The following is an 18,404-nucleotide window of genomic DNA, read 5'->3' as shown; positions in this document are numbered from 1 at the left end:
TTCGCCTCGGAAGCAGGAACGGGCGCACCCGTATGGGCAGAAGGAGTTGGGGACATATGAACCATGCTAGGGGCACCCACTGACAACAGAGCCCCGCGTGCGCCGGCCCCAAGCTCTCCGCCCCCGTCACTGCTGGGGCCCGCCACCCCGCCTCAACTCCCTGACCAGCAAAGACCGTCGGCCTTTCGCTCTCCGCCTGCTGTCTGCATGTGTCCATTCCCACACGTTCCGCGATCACCCGCCCGCCGACCATGCGGTGGCCGCATCATCAGTAGGCAGGTTCCGCTCATCAATGGAGGAACAGGCAGAAGGGATGTCCAGCGGGATCAAAGAACACCCGAACATCATCCTGCGGCTGGAATTCGGCTCGCCTCGCGCCCACCGAGACCGCATACGCCTCGGCCTCTACAAGGTCATCGACCCAGATATCGAGATGCAGCATCTTCTGCTGCTCCTCGGGCCGTTCCGGCCACACCGGGGCCCGATACTCGGGCTCCGACTGGAACGAGAGCCCCGTACCCCCGTCCGGGCATCTGAGCAGCACCCAGTCGGGCTCGCTGAATTTCACCTCCCACCCCAGAAGCCGCCGGTAGAAATCCGCAAGCGCCTGAGCATCCGGACAATCCACGACCACCGTCGCAAGTGAGAACCGAGGTCTCCCGGCCACTGCCATCGCTCCCTTCGCAGCACCCGCAGGGCGCTACCTCTATCGGGTGACGTCTTCGGTCCCTGGCTTCCACCGATTCCAGTGGCCCAGGCCCCTCCCCGAGCGCACCACTGTGCCCTCAGGCCCCTCCGTTGTCAGTGGTGACCCGTACGGTGGTTCTTGTAACTATCCGAGCTGCTGGCGCTACTCGGACCCGCCCCGCTCCTGTGACAGCGCACGGGAGCGGGGCACAAGCCGGGTGGTGAACGGGCCTAGGTCGTCCCCGGCCCGACCTGGCGATCCGCCGAACGTTCACTGGTGGTGCACAGCGAGCGAAGGCTCCTGCGGAGAGGTGTGGAGGGGGAGCGTGCCGGACGTGCCCGGATGTCCCGCTCGCAGGCTGCCGCTCGTACCGCACAGTGCCTGCACGAGGTGTGTGTCCATGGCGGCGTCTATCGGACCGGCCTTGGGGCGGTCGTTGCTGTCGAGCTTCTGATAGTGCGTCAGATTATAGCCGAGGGATATCTGACGCCGGCCGTCCGCAGTGGACAGTGACCACGTCATCGCCCCGGGCACAAGGCCGTCGTGCCCCCAGAACTCCCCGCACGGCAAGGCCATTTTGAACAGGCCCAGGCCCAGGCCGTAGCGGACCGCACTGCCTTCCATCGGCACCGTGGTTTTCATCTGCCGCAGCTGGGCCGGCGCGAGGAGGTGACCATGCAACAGTGCGCGGTAGAAGCGATTGAGATCGGCCATCGTCGACACGAGCGAACCCGCCGTCCCGGCCCAGGACAGGTTGTAGACGCTGAAATCGCGCGGCGGGTTGAAGTCGCCGTAGGCAGCCTCGTACATCTTGGCGTGCGGTCCGGTGATGTACGCCGATCGCGGGAAGTAGGTGTGCTGCAGACCTGCCTTCCGGATGACGTGCTCGGTGATGTAGGTCTCGGGGGACTCGCCGGTGATCCTCTGCAGCAGGAGCCCCGCGATCACGTAATTGGTGTTGGAATAGTGGTGAGCCTGGCCAGGACTGCCCAACGGCCTTGCCTTCAGGCCGAGTCGGGCCAGCTCCCTGGGGTCGAACTGGTGGAAGCGGTTGCCCTCCAGGCTCTCGGGCGTCGCAAAGATCGCCCCGCCGTAGTCACCGATCCCGCTGGTGTGGTTGAGCAGCATCCGGACCGTGATCGCGCGGCCACGCTCCCCTGGGACGAGATCGGGCAGATAGCGGCCTATCGGAGCGTCCAGCTCGATGTGCCCCTTGCCGACTTCTTGAAGGACGGCGGCTGCCGTGAAGGTCTTGGTGATGCTGCCGATCCGGTGCCGCATCTGTGGCGTGGTGGGGCGTCCGGTGTCGACGTCGGCGACCCCGGCGGCGCCCTGCCACTGCTCGGTGCCGTCCCGCACCGCCGAATAGGCGCCGTACATCCCCGCGTCATGGAATGCCCTGAGCGTGGCGTCCAGCGCGGCCCGGTCGAGCCCGGCCCGGTCGGCGGGCATCGCGGTGGCATTCCCGGCAGGCAGGGCGGGCGCTGAAGCAGCAGAGGCGGCGGTCGGGACCATCAGTGCGAGTAAGGCGGCTGTGGCGGTCCCGGCCAGCCGCACTCGGCGGCGATGCGCAGGGGTAACAGGCATGGTGTCTCCGTGAGTTGATGGTCTGCGACCGGTGTTCGATCTTCGCTGTTGCGATTCTTGCGGTGGAACAGCGACCAGCCATCAACCCGTGGAACGACCTTGATCCCAAGCACGCATGACAAATGTCAGGTTTACGGGAGCCAGGTCTCCAGGGAGGCGTCCCACCGGCCGGGGAACAGCCGTTCCCGCGTCTTCCTGAGGCGCGGCGGCCGAGGGTGGGCGACGATGGAAGGGCCGAGGTGCGGCGGGCGCGCACAGCAGCGGCGGGGGAGGGGCGTCCGGCACCTGCCGAGCCGTATCGGGAGGCCCCGATGGAGGATTACCCGGAATGCTATGAGCTGGTATTTCAAGCTCCCGCGGTAGAGGACGACGTGGTGATCGTCCGGCGTACCGAGCGGGCAGGAGCGGGCGGGTACCCGGTCTACGAGGACGAGTCGGGGATCGTGCGCGCCGAGATCAGTGACCGGGGTGAGGTCCGCATGCTGGCCAGCGGGGGACATCAGGTTCCCCGGACGCCGATGCTGGCCCGACGGCTCACTCACTGAGTGACAGCCTGCCCGTCATGCTCCGCCGTGCGCTGCCCGCCGTACTGTCGCGATCACGTTGCGTCGTCTACCGATTGCGCCGTGCTCTCGGGCGGGCCGTCAACGGACGAGCGGATCGCGGTTGTCCAAGATGAAACGGGGGGCCTCTCGGTAACCCTTTGTGCGCTGTGCGTCGCGGTGCACATGGCGCCTGGTGCCACCGCTGCGGCGGTGCGGCAGTGCGGCGGCCACGGAGCGTGCGCGGTGATCACGGCGGAGTGCGCACGGTGATCAGAGGCCGCGCAGGTGGGACCGCCGCTGAGGCGTCGGGCGGGCGTCAGGCTCCGCGGGCGTAGCGTCGGCCTCGCTGCCCTCGCTGCTCGTGCCGGTGTCGTCGACGGCACCGTTCTCATCGGGTTCGGATGCTGACTCGGGTTCGAGTCCCCGTCCCAGTCCCGGTCCCTGTCCCAGTTCCTGTTCCCGTCCCGGCTCCGGTTCGGGTTCCGGTCCGGAGTCGGTGGGATGCCCCTGGAGCACAGCCATGGCGCGTTCGAGCGACTCCCCGGTGACCTGCATCCGGATCCTGGCCAATCGTTCCAACTCGCTACGCGACACCACGTCAGCGTACCCGTCGCCACTTCAAACCTCCGCACGACCCAAAAATCGGTGGAGATATGGGAGTTGAATGGTGGCCACCGTTTCCGGCGGGTGGCCGGATCGCACGATTGCAGGAGGCGGGTTGCCGGAAACGGGGCCGGGGGACTGCGACTACGGAACGTCGGTGAGCGCGAGCGTGACCGCCGCTTCGGCGTGCAGTCGGGTGGTCGGGAAGACCGGGACCGGGCTGTGCTCCGGGCCTATGAGCAGTTCGATCTCCGTGCAGCCCAGCACGATGCCCTCGGCTCCGGCGGCGACGAGCTCCCCGATGATGGCCATGAATGACTTCCGGGACTCTTCGTGGACGATGCCGAGGCACAACTCCTCGTAGATCACGCGGTGGACGGTGCTTCGCCCGGCGGCGTCCGGGACGAGCACCTCCAGCCCATGGCTTTCGAGCCGGCCGCGATAGAAGTCCTGCTCCATGGTGAAGGCGGTGCCCAGCAGTCCGATGCGGCGGAGGCCGTTGGCGCGTACGGCATCGGCTGTGGTGTCGGCGAGATGCAGCAGCGGGATGCCGACGGCGGCGGCCACCTGGTCGGCGACCTTGTGCATGGTGTTGGTGCAGATCAGCAGCATGTCCACGCCGGCCGACTCCAGCGCCCTGGCAGCCTCGGCGAGTACCTCGGCAGCCTGCTCCCAGCGTCCTTCGACCTGGAGCTGTTCGATCTCCGCGAAGTCCACGGAGTAGAGCACACACCGGGATGAGTGGAGGCCGCCCAGCCGGTCACGCGTCAGCTGATTGAGTAGCCGGTAGTACTCCGCGGTGGATTCCCAGCTCATGCCGCCGAGCAGGCCGATCGTCTTCATCATCTGATCACTCTCGCACAGACATCATCCGGCTCTACGCTGCCGGGCTCACTATGCCGGGGAAGGTCCGCCGGACTTCGGCGAAGAGGGCGGGGTATGCGCTGCCGAATGCGGCGGCCGCCGCGTAGAGCGCGTCCAGGACGGCCTGCAGCGGATCGTCCTCCACCGCGCCGAACAGCGCCGGGATCGCCATCGCCTGCTGTGACATGTTGTTCCTGGCGCCGTCCATGGACGTCACGGTTGTCGCCGGTACCCGTGGATCGCTGAACAGCCGCTCCCATACGTCGTCCCAGTCGTCGAACGGCGGGGGCAGCCGGCGTCCCACATCGAGGGCGTGCAGGGCGGGTGCGATCCAGTCGACGTCCGCCAGGCCCGCGAGGGTGTACGCGCGCCGGGCCGCCCAGCGTGCGATCTCACGTTGCGTTTCGGGTCCGGCGCCGTCGACCTCGTCCACGAGGAGGCGGTCGAGCCGCACCATGCCGCTCACATTCCCGCTCACCTGCCTGAGCCGGTCGCTGGGCAGTCGTCCTTGCCATTCAAGCTCCTCCGCGCGGCGGCGTTCCTCGTTCACCGCGTGCTCGTGCGCCAGCCGGGCGAGACGCTCGGCCTCCACGCGTTCCTCAGGCGTGGGTGGCGGAGGGAGCTCACGGGCGAAGCTGTGCCAGTATTCGGCGACCTTGCTGGTCTGCCGCACCACCCGGTCCTCAGCGGCCGGCGCCGGCCAGAACTGCAGGAGGTGGCACTCCAGTTGCGGCCCATCCGCCGAGACCGTGTCATGCGATCGTCCCTCGTCCATCCCGGTCCCGCAGTAGCGGACGCGGTAGTCGATCTCGTCGAGATCCAGCCCCCAGGCCTTCTCCCCGGCCCATTGCAGCAGCAGTACGTCCGGCGAGACCGGTCGGAAGGAGACCTCGACGATGTCCTGCCATTCGTCCGTCAGGTCCGGTGCGTGGTCGTGGAGTTCCACGGTGAAGCCGATATGCCCGGTGTGTAGTCCCGTCAGCAGATACAGCCCACCGGGGAGTGCGGCGCCGCAGAGCCCATTGGCCTGTCCCGCGAATGACTCCTCGAGGCTCCCGGCGATCGGATCGTCCCCGCTCTCGACATAGAGCTGTCCGTAGTGGACATGCACCACGCCGTCGAACAGCGTGCGTTGCGACACCGTCATTTCCCCCACCCCCGCTGGTCTGGCCATGCGATTGCGCCCGTTTCGGCAACCGCCGTGGCCCTTCCGTCTCTTCGCTACGTACTCAGTGTCGCGCGGGGGTCCGACAATGCCCGTCGGCGATCTTTGATGGATCAGCGCATTGGTCTGGACATGCCCAATGGGGCGCCCATAGCCTGTGGTTGGTCTAGACCGCAGTCACTCCCAGCCGCCGCTCGCCGTCATTCGTGAGCAGGCAGTCCCCCCACAACGGCCGCTCCCCGCCCGGAAATCGGCCGTGCGAAGGAGTCACCGCAATGAGATCACGTATCGCCGCCCTGCTGAGCGCTGCCACCGTGGCCGTGGGCATAGCCCTCGTCGTGCCAACGGCGCCTGCGTCAGCCACGGCGGGCTGCTCCTCCTCCTGTGCCGCCCCGGCCGGCGCGGAGTCGCGAGCCGAGGGGTTCGTCGTCAGTGAGGCGCAGTTCAACCAGATGTTCCCGAACCGGAATTCGTTCTACACGTACAGCGGACTGACCGCTGCCCTGAGCGCCTACCCGGAGTTCGCGAACACCGGGAGCGACACGGTGAAGCGTCAGGAGGCCGCGGCCTTTCTCGCGAATGTCAGCCACGAGACCGGCGGCCTCGTCCACGTGGTGGAGCAGAACACCGGGAACTACCCCCACTACTGCGACGCGAGCCAGCCGTACGGGTGCCCTGCCGGTCAGGCCGCGTACTACGGCCGCGGGCCGATCCAGCTCAGCTGGAACTTCAACTACAAGGCGGCCGGCGATGCCCTCGGCATCGATCTGCTGAACAACCCCTATCTGGTCGAGCAGGACGCCGCCGTCGCCTGGAAGACCGCGCTCTGGTACTGGAACACACAGACCGGTCCGGGCACCATGACCCCGCACAACGCGATGGTCACGGGCGCCGGCTTCGGCGAGACCATCCGCAGCATCAACGGCTCCCTCGAATGCAACGGCGGCAACCCCGACCAGGTGCAGAGCAGGATCAACAGTTACAAGAGCTTTGTGCAGATCCTGGGGACCACACCTGGCGACAACTTGAGCTGCTGACGCGGGGTTTGGGCCGACAGCGCGGTCGGTAGGGCCGACACGGCTGTCGGCGGAACGGCACCTTGGCCGGGGCCGGGCTCGTTCGGGCTAGATGTGCCAGCGCACCGGGAGCTGCTCCGTACCCCGGATGACCATCCCGGTGCGCCACGTCAAGGCGTCGGCCTCGGCGTCCAGAGCAAGGTCCGGGCAGCGCTCCAAGAGGGACCGGATGGCGATCCGGGCCTCCAACCGAGCCAGCGGCGCGCCGAGGCAGAAGTGGATACCGTGCCCGAAGGCGGCGTGTCCGCGGGCGTCGCGGGTGATGTCGAAGTCATCGGCGGCGGCGAAGCGTTCGGGGTCCCGGGACGCGGAGGCGAGGCTGATCAGCACGGTTTTGCCGGCGGGGATCAGCGTTCCGCCGATCTCGACCGGCTCTGCGGTGAAGCGCGATGTGGCCGTCTCCACCGGGCCGTCATAGCGGAGCATCTCCTCGACGGCGTTGTCGAGGAGGGAGGGGTCGGCCCGCAGAGCGGCCAGTTGGGCTGGGTGCTCCAGCAGGGCTCGTACCCCGTTGGACAGCAGGCTGACCGTCGTCTCATGACCGGCGACCAGCAGCAGGAACGCCGTGCCGACCAGTTCCTCCCGGGAGAGCTGGTCGCCGTCCTCGTCGCTGGTGCGGATCAGCGCGCTGAGCAGGCCGTCCCCGGGGGCCTTGCGCTTGGCCTCGATCAGGCCGACGAGATAGTCGGACATCGCCACCGTCGCCTCCCGCACCGCCTCCTGGCCGGTCGGCGCGATGAGCTCGTTCGACCAGGCGCGAAAGGCCTCCCGGTCCAGGGAGGGGACGCCGATCAGTTCGCAGATGACGGTCATGGGCAGCGGGAAGGCGAGCGCCTCCACGAGGTCGGCCCGGCCGTCGGGCGCGTCGAGCATGGCGTCGAGCAGCTCGTCGGTGATCTGCTGCACCCGCGGCCGGAGCGCCTCGACACGCCGGGACGTGAACTCCTTGGCCACCAGCTTCCGTAGCCGGGTGTGATGGGGCGGATCCGCGTCCAGCATGTTGGTGAACAGCGCCGACTCGTCGCCCGCCTCGCTCTGCAGACCGGCGCCGAGCCAGTCCTTGTTGAGGCGAGGGTCGGTGAGCGCGGCCCTGACCGCCTCGTGGCCGACGACCAGCCACAGCTCCTGGCCGCTGGGGATGCGCACATGGTGCACCGGCCCTTGGGCGCGCAGTTTGGCGTAGTACGGGTAAGGGTCCGTGGTGAAGTCCCGACCGTAGGCGCCCAGATCGATGATGTCCGGCATGCGTTGCCTGTCCCTTTCGACGATTTCCGATGGTGCACTTCGCCCGGCATTGCGCATCACCGTACGTACGAGGCTCCGGCGTCAACATCGGCCCAATGGAGGAGCCGCACCGCTCCGTGTCCTCCCTTTGCAGTGCTCCGGCCTCCGCCGTGGGGACAGGCGCCCCGTCGTCCCAGGTAGGGGTGCCCCGCCGTCAGCAGCGGGCGTGCGCGGTGATGTCCGCGCTGAACTCGTCGATCATCGCCGGGGTGACGGTCGGCCGGCACTGGGCGATGGCGGCGAGATAGTCCTCGGTGCTCGCCCCGAGGCGCCCGTGAGGGCCCGCGCCGACGCCGATCGCCTCCAGGTCCCGCTCGAACGAGGCCTGCGCGGCCACCCGGGCGGCGTGCTCGATGTCGGCCGGGGTGAACAGCTCGGTGGCCGCCACCAGCTTCGCCACATCCACAGCGGCCCGGCCGTCCGTGTAGCGGGACCAGATCGCCGAGCGGGCCGCCGGGTCCGGCGTACCGATCGGAATCAGGTAGTCGAACCGGCCGGGGCGCAGGAACGCCGGGTCGAGCGAACGGATGGAGTTGGTCGCACACACCAGCAGCCGTTCGTCCCGCTCCCGGAAACCGGGTATGAGCTTGAGCAGCTCATTGGTCACCCCGTGCAGCCCACCCGGCTGCGCGGGCTCGCTGCGGACCGGCGCGATCTCCTCGACCTCGTCGATGAAGACGAGCACCCGCTCCAGCTCCGCGATCCGGGCGAACGCGCTGCGCAGCGCCGCCGCGAGATTGCCCTCATCGGCCAGCCGGGACGGCAGCAGCTCGACGAACGGCCAGCCGAGCCGGGCCGCGATACCCCGGGCGAAGGTGGTCTTCCCGGTCCCCGGCGGGCCGAACAGGGCGATCGCCCGGGGCGGCCGGACCCCGTGCCGGGCGGCGCGCTCCGGCTCCGCCAGCGGCAGGACGACGCGCCGCTCGATCAGGTCCTTCTCCGCTTCCATGCCGGCCACCTTGGCCCACAGGTCGGCGGGCAGGAACCGCCCGCCGAGGTCCTCCAGGAGGCTGGCCGCGGGCCCGTGGTGCGGTTCGACCTTCTCGAAGTAGGCCACGGCAGGCTGGCGCGTATAGCCCGCGTTGAGCAGCCCCTCCCCGAGCAGGTCCTCCTCGGGAAGTACGTAGGCGATACGGCTCACCCGGGCCGCGATCAGCCGTCGCTCCAGCTCCACCAGAAGCGCACTCGCCAGCCCCCGGCCACGCCAGGCCGAAGAGATCGCGATCCGCATCACCCAGCCCCGCTCACCCGCCACGCACGCGAGCGCCATCCCGATGGGAGTGCCCTGGTGGACGGCCACCACGGCGGGCTGCCGCGAGGTCAGCGCACTGATGCACTCGGCGAGCGAGAAGACGGACTCCTGCCCGAGCTCGGCCGTGGAGTCGATCAGATGGACCACTTCGGCGAGATCGTTCTCGCGGTAGTCGTGGATGAGCCAGTTCACCGGTACCGCCCCTCAATGGTGATGTTGGTGATGTGGTGGCAGTGAGGCTAGGGGCGGTAGGGGAGCGGGTCCTGCTCCACGGTGAACAAACCACGGCGCGGACCGCTACGGTCCGTATGTAGCCAGATCCACCGGATCCGCCGTCGGAAGGCGGCATGCGGTCGCGCGAGCCGCTCGGCCGGCGGCTCGACGATGGGTCCGCCGCTCGCCGGGGTGTCGTCGCCATGTCTTCGCGGTGCCGTCACGGATGTCCGGGAAGCCTGTCCGGCACGCCTGTGACCGGCGGAAATTGCTGGCTCGGGCGGCTTGCCCGATGACATGCTGTGTGGCGTGAACGGACCCCAGACCCACTTCAGCTTCGCCCCTGAGCTGCACCTTTTCGTCGCGGCAGAGCACAGCGCCGCCCGTACACCCGTGGTGACCGACGGGTCATCGACACTCGGCCATGTCGTCGAGTCGCTCGGCGTCCCGCTCACCGAGGTCGGGCGACTGGTCGTGGACGGTGCTGAAGTGTCCGTCTCCCACATCCCGCGCGCCGGCGAGAACATCGAGGTGTACGCCATCGAGCGTCCGCAGCGGATCCCCGGCGCGCCGCTGCGGTTCCTGCTCGACGTCCACCTGGGCACGCTGGCGCGCAGGCTGCGACTGCTCGGTGTCGACGCGGCGTACACCAACGAGGACCCCGGCGATGCGGCGCTGGCCGCGCTCTCCGCGAAGGAGCGGCGGGTGCTGCTCTCCCGGGACCGGGGGTTGCTGCGACGTCGGGAGATCTGGGCGGGCGGGTTCATCTACAGCGACCGGCCCGACGACCAACTCCCCGACGTACTGGGGCGCTTCGCCCCCACGCTCGCTCCATGGACGCGCTGCACCGCCTGCAACGGCCCCCTGACGGACGCCGACAAGGACTCGGTCCGCGAACACCTCCAGCACGGCACTCAGCGTACGTATGACGTCTTCGCGCAATGCACTGCCTGCGGCCGCGTCTACTGGCGAGGTGCGCACCACGCCCGGCTCGAGGCGATCGTCGAACAGGCGCTCCGCGACAGCGCCACCTGAACCACATGGCGGCGCGACCCTCGATGTTTCCTGCGAAACCGGAAACCGCCCGCCGGCTGAGCCCATCGGCCGTACGAATTCAGCAATCCGGGTGAGAGTCTCCTCGGTGTTCGTATGCAGATGGCCCGTCATCCCCAGGGGCGGGGTGGCGGCGATAGGGCAGCGGTGTCGTCGACGAAGAGCGGTCCGGGGCGATGCGTCACCAGGCCGCTTCGCCGGTGCGGCGCCGCCGCTCAGGATCTGGTCGTCATTTCGCCGAACACGGCGGCGGGCAAGGAGTGTTGGGCGATGCCCGGCCGGCCACTCATCTTCCGGAGAGCTCTTTTCCGTGATTCGCGGCCAACGGACGCTGTCGCGAGGGGAGTTCGCTGCACTTGATGAGTTCTCGACGAGTTCTCGACGAGTGCGGCGGGCCCATCGAGCCGGACGGTCCGGGCTATGGCTCCCCATTCCGTACGGCCGCGCCGCCGCGGTGGCGAGCTCTCCGGGCAGGAACCCGAGCGAGGAGCCGCTCGGCGGCTCGCGGGCACCATCCATGTCCGCATGCGCCGGGCCGCACCGCACGCGGCAGAGCGAGCAAGGCTGTCAGCGGCTCTCGGCGTGTCGCGGAGAGAGCCGCTCTCCGCGCTCGGTTCAGCGCTGAATCGGCCCGCCAGGAACGCCCCTAGCCCACTCGTTACGCGACACGCCGACGACGCGCGCCATCCAATGGGTGAATCCTCCGCCTTCCGCCACTCGAAGAGCCCACGGCGTACCTCGAATGCGACATTCTCCGGTGGTGCGCGGTCGCAATCCGGCTGACGGTGATCACGTCGCCACTGCGATCCGATGAGCCGACAAAGAGTCAGCCTTCGCAGTCGCGCCGAAAGGAACATGTCCCCATGCGCACTGCTCGCACCCTGTTCGCCTCGGCCGCCATTACGGCGGTCCTCGCAATCTCTGCTCCTGCAGCGAACGCCATGATCACGGAGGACATTGCCTCGGACAGTGGTTCTTCCTCCAGCAACCTCGACCACGACAGGAACGGCGACCGTGACCGGGACCACGGCCGTGACAACGGGCGTGACAACGGCCGCGACCGTGACCACGGCCGTGGCGGTGGCCGCGACCACGGCCGTGACAACTGCTGGGACCGCGGTCGGGACCACGGCCGTGGCGGTGGCCGTGACGGCGGTCGTGACGGCGGTCGCGATGGTGGCCGTGACGGTGGTCGCGACGGCGGTCGCGACCACGGCGGCTACGGTCGCGACCACGGCGGCTACGGCGGCTACGGCCGTGGCCACTGCCGTGACGGCCGGAGGCCGAGCGGTGGCGTGCACACCGGTGGCGGCGCCATGGCCAAGATCGTGGTCGGTGACTGGGACCAGGGCGGCGGCTACGGCGACGACCACGGCCGTGACGGTGGCCGGGACCACGGCCGTGACGGCGGTCGCGACCACGGCCGCGACGGTGGCCGCGACCACGGCCGTGACGGTGGCCGTGACGGTGGCCGTGACGGCGGTCGCGACCACGGCCGCGGTGGCTACGGCGACCGCGACCACGGTGGCTACGGCGACCGCGACCACGGTGGGTACGGCGACCACCGCAGGCCGCACGGCGGCATTCACACCGGTGGAGGCGGCCTGGCGACCGGCGGTGGCATGGCTGCCGGCTCCGTGCTGATGCTCGGTGGGCTGGGCGCCGGTGCCTATATGCTGCGTCGCCGCACCGCCTCGGGCTCTGCGGCGGTCTGATCAGGCTGCCCCCTACGGAGGCCGCAGTGCCGTCGCGGCCACCGTTCCTCGTGGACGGTGGCCGCGGCGATTGCGTTTCCGCCGTCCCCTCACGCCTCGCCGTTGCCCGTTCATGAAAGGCACCGTTACATGACCGCCCAGCAGTCGCCCCAGCGGAATACGAACCCACCCCGGACCGCCCCCGCGTCCCGCCCCATCGGCCGCGGCCTGCTGTGGTCCGCGGCGGCGTTTCTGCTGGGCTCCCTCCTCGTCTACAACTCCGTTGACACCTCGGCAGACTCCAAGCCGCAGTCCCACTCCGCAGTGGCCGTCTCCGCCACGCCCAGGGCAACCTCCTCCGCGGCCGCCCAGGCTCCCGGTCTGGCCCTGTCCCGTTCCGCGCCGAAGCGGCTGTCGATTCCGGAGATCGCCGTCGACGCACCCTTCACCCCGTTGACCATCGGGCCGACCGGACAGCTCAATGCGCCGCCCCCGAACGACAGGAATCTCGTCGGCTGGTACAAGGACGGCGCGTCGCCGGGCGAGCGCGGTTCCTCCATCCTCGCCGGCCATGTGGATACCAAGACCGGACCGGCGGTGTTTTTGCAACTGGAGTCACTCAAACCCGGCAGCACGGTCAACATCACCCGCGAAGACGGCGTCGTGGCGACCTTCAAGGTCGACACCGTCGAGACCTTCAACAAGGCGAACTTCCCCAGCGACCGGGTCTACGCCGATGCTCCGACCGCGCAGCTCCGCGTCATCACCTGTGGCGGCGCGTACGACAGGAAGGTCAAGGACTACGTCGACAACATTGTGGTGTTCGCCCACCTCGCGTCGTTCAGACGCGCCTGACAAGGCTCCGCCCCGCACCTGATCGCTCCCGCGAGGGGAGCGGTCAGGTGCGCGCGTTCAACCGGTCGACGGAGCGGTTGACGGCGGGGCGGCCGCTCCGGTGGGCGGACCGTCGCAGAAAAGGGGGCCGTGGAAAGGCCGATGACGCCGGCTCACCTGTCCGGCGCAAGCGCCCGGGACTTATCGCCGGACGCTTGAGTCCCAGCGCCAACCGGTGAGGCGAGGACGCCCCGACAGCTCGGTGCGTCCGGTCGCCCACAGCATGGTGAGCCAGGGGTCGCCGCCTTGCGGGGCGTCCGGGAACAGCCGGGCGAGCACCCGCGCGCACAGATCGGCAGGCGGGCTCCAGGCGAGACCGAGCCCCGCCGCCAGATCATGGGTGTGCACCAGGGTCTCCACGACCCCCATCGCGGCGAAGCCCTCGGCGTCCGACACCCCGAACACATGGTGGGCGCGGACCTCCGGCGGTGTCGTACGCACCATGGCGACCAGCAGTGCGCCGCTCGCCTCCAGCACCTGCAACAGCCCGGCGGGCCCCGCCGCACGGTCGGCGTGCACGGCGTTCGAGGGGCCACCGGGCCGCCGGCTCTCCCATACGAAGGGCACGTTCCCGTCCAAGGGCGGCTTCCTGGGTCCCAGTTGGACGGCGTACGCGAAGAGGTCGTCACTGAGGTGCTCGACGGTCTCCCAGCAGTCCCACTCCAGCGATCCGGCCTTGTCGGCCCAGGCCGCCGGGGGCGCTTCGCGCAGTACGGTCACGGCGAGCTGCACGGCACGGTCGAGATCGTCCGCGGTGACGGGGGACAGCGGGAGTGCGGCTTCACTTGATCGGGACATGCGGGGACCGTACCGCGCACGAGGGAGAGTCGCAGACGCCGGGCCTGCTGGTGGCCGTCGCGAGGAACTGACGGTCTATCGTGGGCGCATGTCCGCCCCTGAACTGATCCGAATCGTCTCCCGCGACTCGCCCATGGCCCTGGCCCAGGTGGAGCGCGTCCGCGCCGAACTCGGTGCGCTGCACCCCGGTATCGCCACGGAGGTCATCCCGGTCAAGACGACCGGTGACCGCTGGATGGGTGCCCTCTCCCAGGTCGAGGGGAAGGGGGCGTTCACCAAAGAGGTCGACGCCGCCCTCCTGGCCGGTGAGGCGGACCTCGCGGTGCACTGTGTCAAGGACATCCCGGGCGATCGCCCGCTGCCGGCCGGCACGACCTTCGCCGCCTTCCTGGAGCGCGACGACGTCCGCGACGCGCTGATCCACCCGGGCGGGCTCACCCTCGACGAACTCCCCGCGGGAACCCGGATCGGCACTTCGTCGGTCCGCCGGATCGCCCAGCTCGCCGCCTCCCACCCCCACCTGCAGTGTGTGCCGATGCGTGGCAATGCCAACCGCCGGATGGAGAAGCTCGCGGCCGGCGAGGCGGACGCACTGCTGCTGGCCGTCTCCGGTCTTGAGCGGATCGGCCGTACGGACGTGATCACCCAGATCCTGTCCGTGGACGAGATGTGCCCGCCCATCGGCGCCGGTGTGCTCGCTCTCCAGTGCCGCGAGGGGGACACCGACACCATCGACGCCGTCAGCGGCCTGGGCCACCCCCGGACGTTCCAGGAGACGACCGCCGAGCGCATGCTGCTGCACGTCCTGCAGGGCCATTGCAACAGCCCGATCGCCGGTTACGCGAGGACCGACCGCCGCGGTGAACTGTCCCTGCGGGCCTGTGTCTTCACACCGGACGGCAAGACGGTCCTCAACGCCCACGAATGGGCCGGACCGCTCACCCCGGAGACGCTCGGCACGTCCGTGGCGGTCGCGCTGCTGCGTCAGGGCGCGCGCGAGCTGATCGACGGCATCGCGCACTGAAGCCCGTGCCCCCGGAGGGCCGGTGGGCCGAGCAGACGGCCGTCACCCGGCTGCGCACCGCCCGTGCAGGCCCGCTGGTCTCCAGGACCGGCTGCTAGCCGGCGGCCCGCCCCGGGATGGTGCCGGCCGCCTGTTGGAGGGCCTGCCGGCAGGCCTGGACGGCGGGGTGCCGGCTGCGGCCGCGGCGCACCGCGGTGAAGAGTCTGCGTGCCCGATGGCCTCGGGGGAGCTCCTGCAGGGCGACGGTCGCCGGCCGGTCGTGCCATACGAGGTCCGGGAGCAGCGCGGCGGCGTGGCCCTGCTCGACGAGCCGGAGGTGGAGGAGGAGGTCGGTGGACTCGAACCGTACGTCAGGCTCGAAATTCGCGTTGCGGCACAGCGTCATGGCCCAGTGCCGGGCGGCGGTGCCCTCCGGTTCCATGACCCATGGGTGCCCGGACAGTGCGCGCAGCCGCGCCGTCGGCCCTGCGGCGTCCGCCGAGTCCCTGTCCGCCGGGTGCGGCTGAGCCAGCCGCAGCGGATCGTGGCACAGGTCCTCCTGCTCCAGTTCGGCCGGCCGGGGGTTGGGGTTTCCGGGGTACTCCTCGGCGATGACCAGGTCGAAGTCGCGGGCCAGCAACGCCGGCAGCGCGTTCTCCGGCTCCATCTGCGTGACATGCACCCGTAGCCCGGGGTGGACATCGCGCAGGAGCGTGAGCGCGCGGGGCACAAGGGCGAGGGCCGCGGTCTGGAAGGACGCGAGGCGCAGCGTGCCGGTGAGATCGGTGAGGGAGGTGGCGATCTCCGCCTCGGCACGTTCCAGGCGTTCGAGCACCGCCTCGGTGTGCGCGACGAGGATCTCCGCCTGCTGGGTCAGCCGCACCCGCCGGCCCACCGGCTCCAGCAGCGCCACCCCGACCTCGGACTCCAGCTGCGAAAGCTGCTGGGAGATGGAGGACGGGCTGTACGACAGCGCGGCTGCGACGGCGGCCAGTGTGCCGCGGTGTTTGAGCTCACGCAGCAGCCGCAGTCGGTGAAGGTCGAACATCGGCGGGTCTTTCCTTCCGGGCCGGGCCGGGCCGGTGCGCAGGGAACCTGAGGCCCCCCTCGGGCGATTGGTCACTATCGCTGATGAATATAGATCGGAAACATTTGCTGGACCGAGCTATGGGGTGGGCCCCACGCTGTTCCTGTGTCTGAGATTGCTTCGATTTCTTCCCTCCGCCCTTCGCAGCCCTGGTTCGCACGCTCCGGCGGCCGGGCCTGGACCTGTCCGCCCGCCCCCGCGGCGGTGTACGACTTCCACACCTCACTGCCCGAATACGCACCCACTCCGCTCGTCGAACTCCCCTCCCTGGCCGCCGAGTTGCATATCGGCCGGGTCTTCGTCAAGGACGAGTCGTGCCGGCTGGGCCTGCCCGCGTTCAAGGCGCTGGGCGCGTCCTGGGCGGTCCACCGGACCCTCGCCGAGCGGGCAGCCGAACAGGTGCCGGCCGGTCCGGTCACGCTCGTCACCGCCACCGACGGCAATCACGGCCGTGCCGTGGCCCGAATGGCCCGCCGGCTCGGGCAGCGCGCCCACGTCTTCGTACCGCAGGGTGTCCATCCGGCCGCAGTGGCCGCCATCGCCGCCGAAGAGGCGCAGGTCACCCAGGTCGCCGGCGGCTACGACGACGCGGTACGGGAGGCAGCCCGTGCGGTGGCCGGCGCGCCGGACGCGGTCCTCGTCCAGGACACCGCCTGGCCCGGCTACGAACAGATCCCGAGGTGGATCGTGGAGGGCTACTCGACCCTCTTCGCCGAGGTCGACGCCCAACTGGCCGTGGCAGGCGCCGAGTTGCCCGGACTCGTGGCCGTACCCGTCGGGGTGGGCTCGCTCGCCCAGGCCGCCGTCACCCACTACCGCAGCCGCCCCGCCGGCCCGGCCCCCGCGGCCCTGCTCGCCGTGGAGCCCGAGACGGCGGCCTGCGCCCTGGCCGGCCTCGTCCAGGGGGCGCCGGTCACCGTGGCGACCGGCGAGACCACCATGGCGGGCCTGAACTGCGGCACCCTCTCCGCCCTCGCCTGGCCCTACCTCCGCGACGGGCTGGACGCCGCCATCGCCGTCACCGACGCCGACAGCGCCCGCGCGGCCCGTGACCTCGCCGCCCTCGGCGTCTCCTCCGGCCCCTGCGGCGCCGCCTCACTCGCCGGTGTCCGCGCGGCCCTCACCGGCGACGGCGCCGACGCCCGCCGCACCGCCCTGTCGCTCGACCCCGCCGCCACCCTCGTCCTGCTCAACACCGAGGGCACCGCCGCCAACCCGCACCACCAGGAGAACCCGTCATGACCAACCCCGACCTGATCAACGTCAACGGCGACCGCCTGTGGCAGTCCCTGAAGGACCTCGCCGAGATCGGCGCGTACGAGGACGAGCGCACCGGCCTGCACGGGGTGAACCGGCTGGCGCTCACCGACGCGGACGCGGCCGGGCGGCGCCTGGTCATCTCCTGGATGGAGCAGGCAGGGCTGTCCGTACGCATCGACAGGATGGGCAATGTCTACGGTCGCCGGGAAGGTACCGACCCCGCCGCCCGCCCCGTGCTGACCGGCTCCCACATCGACAGCGTCGCCACCGCCGGCGCATTCGACGGCTGCCTCGGTGTGCTCGGCGGCATCGAGGTCGTACGCACCCTCAACGAGCGCGGTATCACCACCCGCCGCCCCCTGGAGGTCGCCGTCTTCACCGAGGAGGAAGGCGTCCGGTTCGGAACCGACATGCTCGGCAGCGCGGTCGCAGCCGGCCGCCTGTCCGCGGCCTACGCGCACGCCCTGACCGACCGCGACGGCGCCACCCTCGGCGACGAGCTGGCCCGCACCGGATTCGCCGGCCCCGTCGACGAGCGTCTCGACGCCCCGCACGCCTATGTGGAGTGCCACATCGAGCAGGGGCCCGTCCTCGCTCGGGCCGGGGTCGAGGTCGGCGTCGTCACCGGCGTCCAGGGCATCTCCTGGCAGGAGATCACCTTCCACGGCCGCGCCGCACACGCCGGTACCACGCCCACGGAACTGCGCGCCGACGCCGGACTCGCGGCGGCCCGGCTCATCGTGCGGCTGCGCGCCATGGTCGACTCCGGCTCGTACGGCGAGCTGCGCGCCACTGTCGGACACCTCATCGTCCACCCGGACCTCACCAATATCGTCCCGGCCCGCGCGGAGCTGACCGTCGACCTGCGCAACCCCGACGACGCCGCCATGGCCCGCGCCGAGGAGGATCTCGCGGCCTTCCTCCGGACCCTGGAAACCGGGCAGCCGGGACTCTCGATCGCCACCCGCCGGATGGCCAGGACTGCCCATGTCCCCTTCGACGAGGGCGTACAGAAGGTCATCGCCCGGGCCGCCGACGACCACGGTCTCGCCCATATCTCCCTGCTCTCCGGTGCCGGACACGACGCCCAGGAAATCGCTGCCCTCTGCCCCACCGCCATGATCTTCGTCCGCGGCGAGTACGACGGCATCAGCCACAATCCGCGTGAGTACTCCACTCCCGAGGCCTGCGCGCATGGCGTCGATGTGCTGGCAACCGCCTTGCTGCGCCTTGCCGACGAGGAGTGATCGCCGGGGCAGTGGCTGTGCCCCACGGGTTCTGCCGCCGATGGAGTCCGGTGGGACACGCGCCGGCCGCCACGCGTTCATGAGGTGCCAC

At 70.0% G+C, this 18,404-nt stretch carries 17 protein-coding genes; 8 read left to right on the top strand and 9 right to left on the bottom strand.

Features of this window, described 5'->3' with window-relative positions; genetic code table 11:
- Positions 1-289: 289 nt before the first annotated feature.
- The gene (locus KI385_RS02025) at positions 290-673 is read right to left on the bottom strand and encodes a VOC family protein (RefSeq protein WP_238570512.1); all 384 of its coding nucleotides are present in this window, start codon (positions 671-673) and stop codon (positions 290-292) included.
- 285 nt (positions 674-958) lie between these two features.
- The gene (locus KI385_RS02020) at positions 959-2,275 is read right to left on the bottom strand and encodes a serine hydrolase domain-containing protein (protein WP_238570511.1); all 1,317 of its coding nucleotides are present in this window, start codon (positions 2,273-2,275) and stop codon (positions 959-961) included.
- A 311-nt stretch (positions 2,276-2,586) separates the two neighbouring features.
- On the opposite strand from KI385_RS02020, the gene KI385_RS02015 reads away from it, so the two are divergent.
- Positions 2,587-2,820, top strand: a complete 234-nt coding sequence (locus tag KI385_RS02015) for a DUF6296 family protein (protein WP_238570510.1) — start codon at positions 2,587-2,589, stop codon at positions 2,818-2,820.
- A 270-nt stretch (positions 2,821-3,090) separates the two neighbouring features.
- Here the strand turns inward: KI385_RS02015 and KI385_RS02010 are convergent, their stop codons facing one another.
- The 3 genes from KI385_RS02010 to KI385_RS02000 form a co-directional block, all read right to left on the bottom strand.
- Positions 3,091-3,414 (bottom strand): hypothetical protein, encoded by a 324-nt coding sequence (locus KI385_RS02010; protein ID WP_238570509.1) that lies wholly within the window; start codon positions 3,412-3,414, stop codon positions 3,091-3,093.
- Positions 3,415-3,567: 153 nt separating this feature from the next.
- Positions 3,568-4,266 (bottom strand): aspartate/glutamate racemase family protein, encoded by a 699-nt coding sequence (locus KI385_RS02005; RefSeq protein ID WP_238577538.1) that lies wholly within the window; start codon positions 4,264-4,266, stop codon positions 3,568-3,570.
- 34 nt (positions 4,267-4,300) lie between these two features.
- Positions 4,301-5,434: a hypothetical protein gene (locus tag KI385_RS02000; protein ID WP_238570508.1), complete on the bottom strand. Its 1,134-nt coding sequence runs from the start codon at positions 5,432-5,434 to the stop codon at positions 4,301-4,303.
- A gap of 293 nt (positions 5,435-5,727) precedes the next feature.
- On the opposite strand from KI385_RS02000, the gene KI385_RS01995 reads away from it, so the two are divergent.
- A complete protein-coding gene (locus KI385_RS01995; RefSeq protein WP_238570507.1) occupies positions 5,728-6,489 on the top strand; it encodes a chitinase in 762 nt (253 codons plus the stop codon).
- Positions 6,490-6,576: 87 nt separating this feature from the next.
- Here the strand turns inward: KI385_RS01995 and KI385_RS01990 are convergent, their stop codons facing one another.
- Both KI385_RS01990 and KI385_RS01985 read right to left on the bottom strand, forming a co-directional pair.
- A complete protein-coding gene (locus KI385_RS01990) occupies positions 6,577-7,773 on the bottom strand; it encodes a cytochrome P450 family protein (RefSeq protein WP_238570506.1) in 1,197 nt (398 codons plus the stop codon).
- A gap of 193 nt (positions 7,774-7,966) precedes the next feature.
- Positions 7,967-9,256 (bottom strand): bifunctional GNAT family N-acetyltransferase/ATP-binding protein, encoded by a 1,290-nt coding sequence (locus tag KI385_RS01985; RefSeq protein ID WP_238570505.1) that lies wholly within the window; start codon positions 9,254-9,256, stop codon positions 7,967-7,969.
- A 318-nt stretch (positions 9,257-9,574) separates the two neighbouring features.
- Between KI385_RS01985 and KI385_RS01980 the strand changes: the two genes are divergently transcribed.
- The 3 genes from KI385_RS01980 to KI385_RS01970 all read left to right on the top strand — a co-directional run bounded on the left by KI385_RS01980 (position 9,575) and on the right by KI385_RS01970 (position 12,879).
- Positions 9,575-10,312, top strand: a complete 738-nt coding sequence (locus KI385_RS01980; RefSeq protein WP_425357055.1) for a Mut7-C RNAse domain-containing protein — start codon at positions 9,575-9,577, stop codon at positions 10,310-10,312.
- A gap of 881 nt (positions 10,313-11,193) precedes the next feature.
- A complete protein-coding gene (locus tag KI385_RS01975) occupies positions 11,194-12,045 on the top strand; it encodes a hypothetical protein (protein WP_238570503.1) in 852 nt (283 codons plus the stop codon).
- 129 nt (positions 12,046-12,174) lie between these two features.
- A complete protein-coding gene (locus KI385_RS01970) occupies positions 12,175-12,879 on the top strand; it encodes a class F sortase (RefSeq protein WP_238570502.1) in 705 nt (234 codons plus the stop codon).
- 180 nt (positions 12,880-13,059) lie between these two features.
- Here the strand turns inward: KI385_RS01970 and KI385_RS01965 are convergent, their stop codons facing one another.
- Positions 13,060-13,716, bottom strand: coding sequence for a maleylpyruvate isomerase N-terminal domain-containing protein (locus tag KI385_RS01965; RefSeq protein ID WP_238570501.1), 657 nt, complete (start codon positions 13,714-13,716; stop codon positions 13,060-13,062).
- Between the two features lie 88 nt (positions 13,717-13,804).
- On the opposite strand from KI385_RS01965, the gene hemC reads away from it, so the two are divergent.
- Positions 13,805-14,740 (top strand): hydroxymethylbilane synthase, encoded by a 936-nt coding sequence (gene hemC / locus KI385_RS01960; protein ID WP_238570500.1) that lies wholly within the window; start codon positions 13,805-13,807, stop codon positions 14,738-14,740.
- Between the two features lie 94 nt (positions 14,741-14,834).
- On the opposite strand, the gene KI385_RS01955 is transcribed toward hemC, so the two are convergent.
- Positions 14,835-15,767, bottom strand: a complete 933-nt coding sequence (locus tag KI385_RS01955; RefSeq protein WP_238570499.1) for a LysR substrate-binding domain-containing protein — start codon at positions 15,765-15,767, stop codon at positions 14,835-14,837.
- A gap of 144 nt (positions 15,768-15,911) precedes the next feature.
- Between KI385_RS01955 and KI385_RS01950 the strand changes: the two genes are divergently transcribed.
- Positions 15,912-17,048, top strand: a complete 1,137-nt coding sequence (locus tag KI385_RS01950; protein WP_425356850.1) for a diaminopropionate ammonia-lyase — start codon at positions 15,912-15,914, stop codon at positions 17,046-17,048.
- The gene (locus KI385_RS01945) at positions 17,045-18,313 is read left to right on the top strand and encodes a M20 family metallo-hydrolase (protein ID WP_238570498.1); all 1,269 of its coding nucleotides are present in this window, start codon (positions 17,045-17,047) and stop codon (positions 18,311-18,313) included. Before KI385_RS01950 ends, KI385_RS01945 begins: the two co-directional genes overlap by 4 nt.
- Positions 18,314-18,404: the final 91 nt, after the last annotated feature.

The organism is Streptomyces inhibens, from assembly GCF_022221585.1.
GTDB lineage: Bacteria > Actinomycetota > Actinomycetes > Streptomycetales > Streptomycetaceae > Streptomyces > Streptomyces inhibens.
Note: the sequence above shows the minus strand (reverse complement) of the source record. Positions and strands in the feature narration are given on the sequence as shown.

Bases quoted from the DNA above. Each gene is read 5' to 3' on its own strand.
- KI385_RS02015 (WP_238570510.1), top strand. From the start codon at position 2,587: ATGGAGGATTACCCGGAATGCTATGAGCTGGTATTTCAAGCTCCCGCG.
- KI385_RS02020 (WP_238570511.1), bottom strand. From the start codon at position 2,275: ATGCCTGTTACCCCTGCGCATCGCCGCCGAGTGCGGCTGGCCGGGACC.
- KI385_RS01945 (WP_238570498.1), top strand. From the start codon at position 17,045: ATGACCAACCCCGACCTGATCAACGTCAACGGCGACCGCCTGTGGCAG.
- KI385_RS01965 (WP_238570501.1), bottom strand. From the start codon at position 13,716: ATGTCCCGATCAAGTGAAGCCGCACTCCCGCTGTCCCCCGTCACCGCG.
- KI385_RS01970 (WP_238570502.1), top strand. From the start codon at position 12,175: ATGACCGCCCAGCAGTCGCCCCAGCGGAATACGAACCCACCCCGGACC.
- KI385_RS02025 (WP_238570512.1), bottom strand. From the start codon at position 673: ATGGCAGTGGCCGGGAGACCTCGGTTCTCACTTGCGACGGTGGTCGTG.
- KI385_RS02000 (WP_238570508.1), bottom strand. From the start codon at position 5,434: ATGACGGTGTCGCAACGCACGCTGTTCGACGGCGTGGTGCATGTCCAC.
- KI385_RS01975 (WP_238570503.1), top strand. From the start codon at position 11,194: ATGCGCACTGCTCGCACCCTGTTCGCCTCGGCCGCCATTACGGCGGTC.
- KI385_RS01955 (WP_238570499.1), bottom strand. From the start codon at position 15,767: ATGTTCGACCTTCACCGACTGCGGCTGCTGCGTGAGCTCAAACACCGC.
- KI385_RS01995 (WP_238570507.1), top strand. From the start codon at position 5,728: ATGAGATCACGTATCGCCGCCCTGCTGAGCGCTGCCACCGTGGCCGTG.
- KI385_RS01980 (WP_425357055.1), top strand. From the start codon at position 9,575: ATGCTGTGTGGCGTGAACGGACCCCAGACCCACTTCAGCTTCGCCCCT.
- hemC (WP_238570500.1), top strand. From the start codon at position 13,805: ATGTCCGCCCCTGAACTGATCCGAATCGTCTCCCGCGACTCGCCCATG.
- KI385_RS01990 (WP_238570506.1), bottom strand. From the start codon at position 7,773: ATGCCGGACATCATCGATCTGGGCGCCTACGGTCGGGACTTCACCACG.
- KI385_RS02005 (WP_238577538.1), bottom strand. From the start codon at position 4,266: ATGAAGACGATCGGCCTGCTCGGCGGCATGAGCTGGGAATCCACCGCG.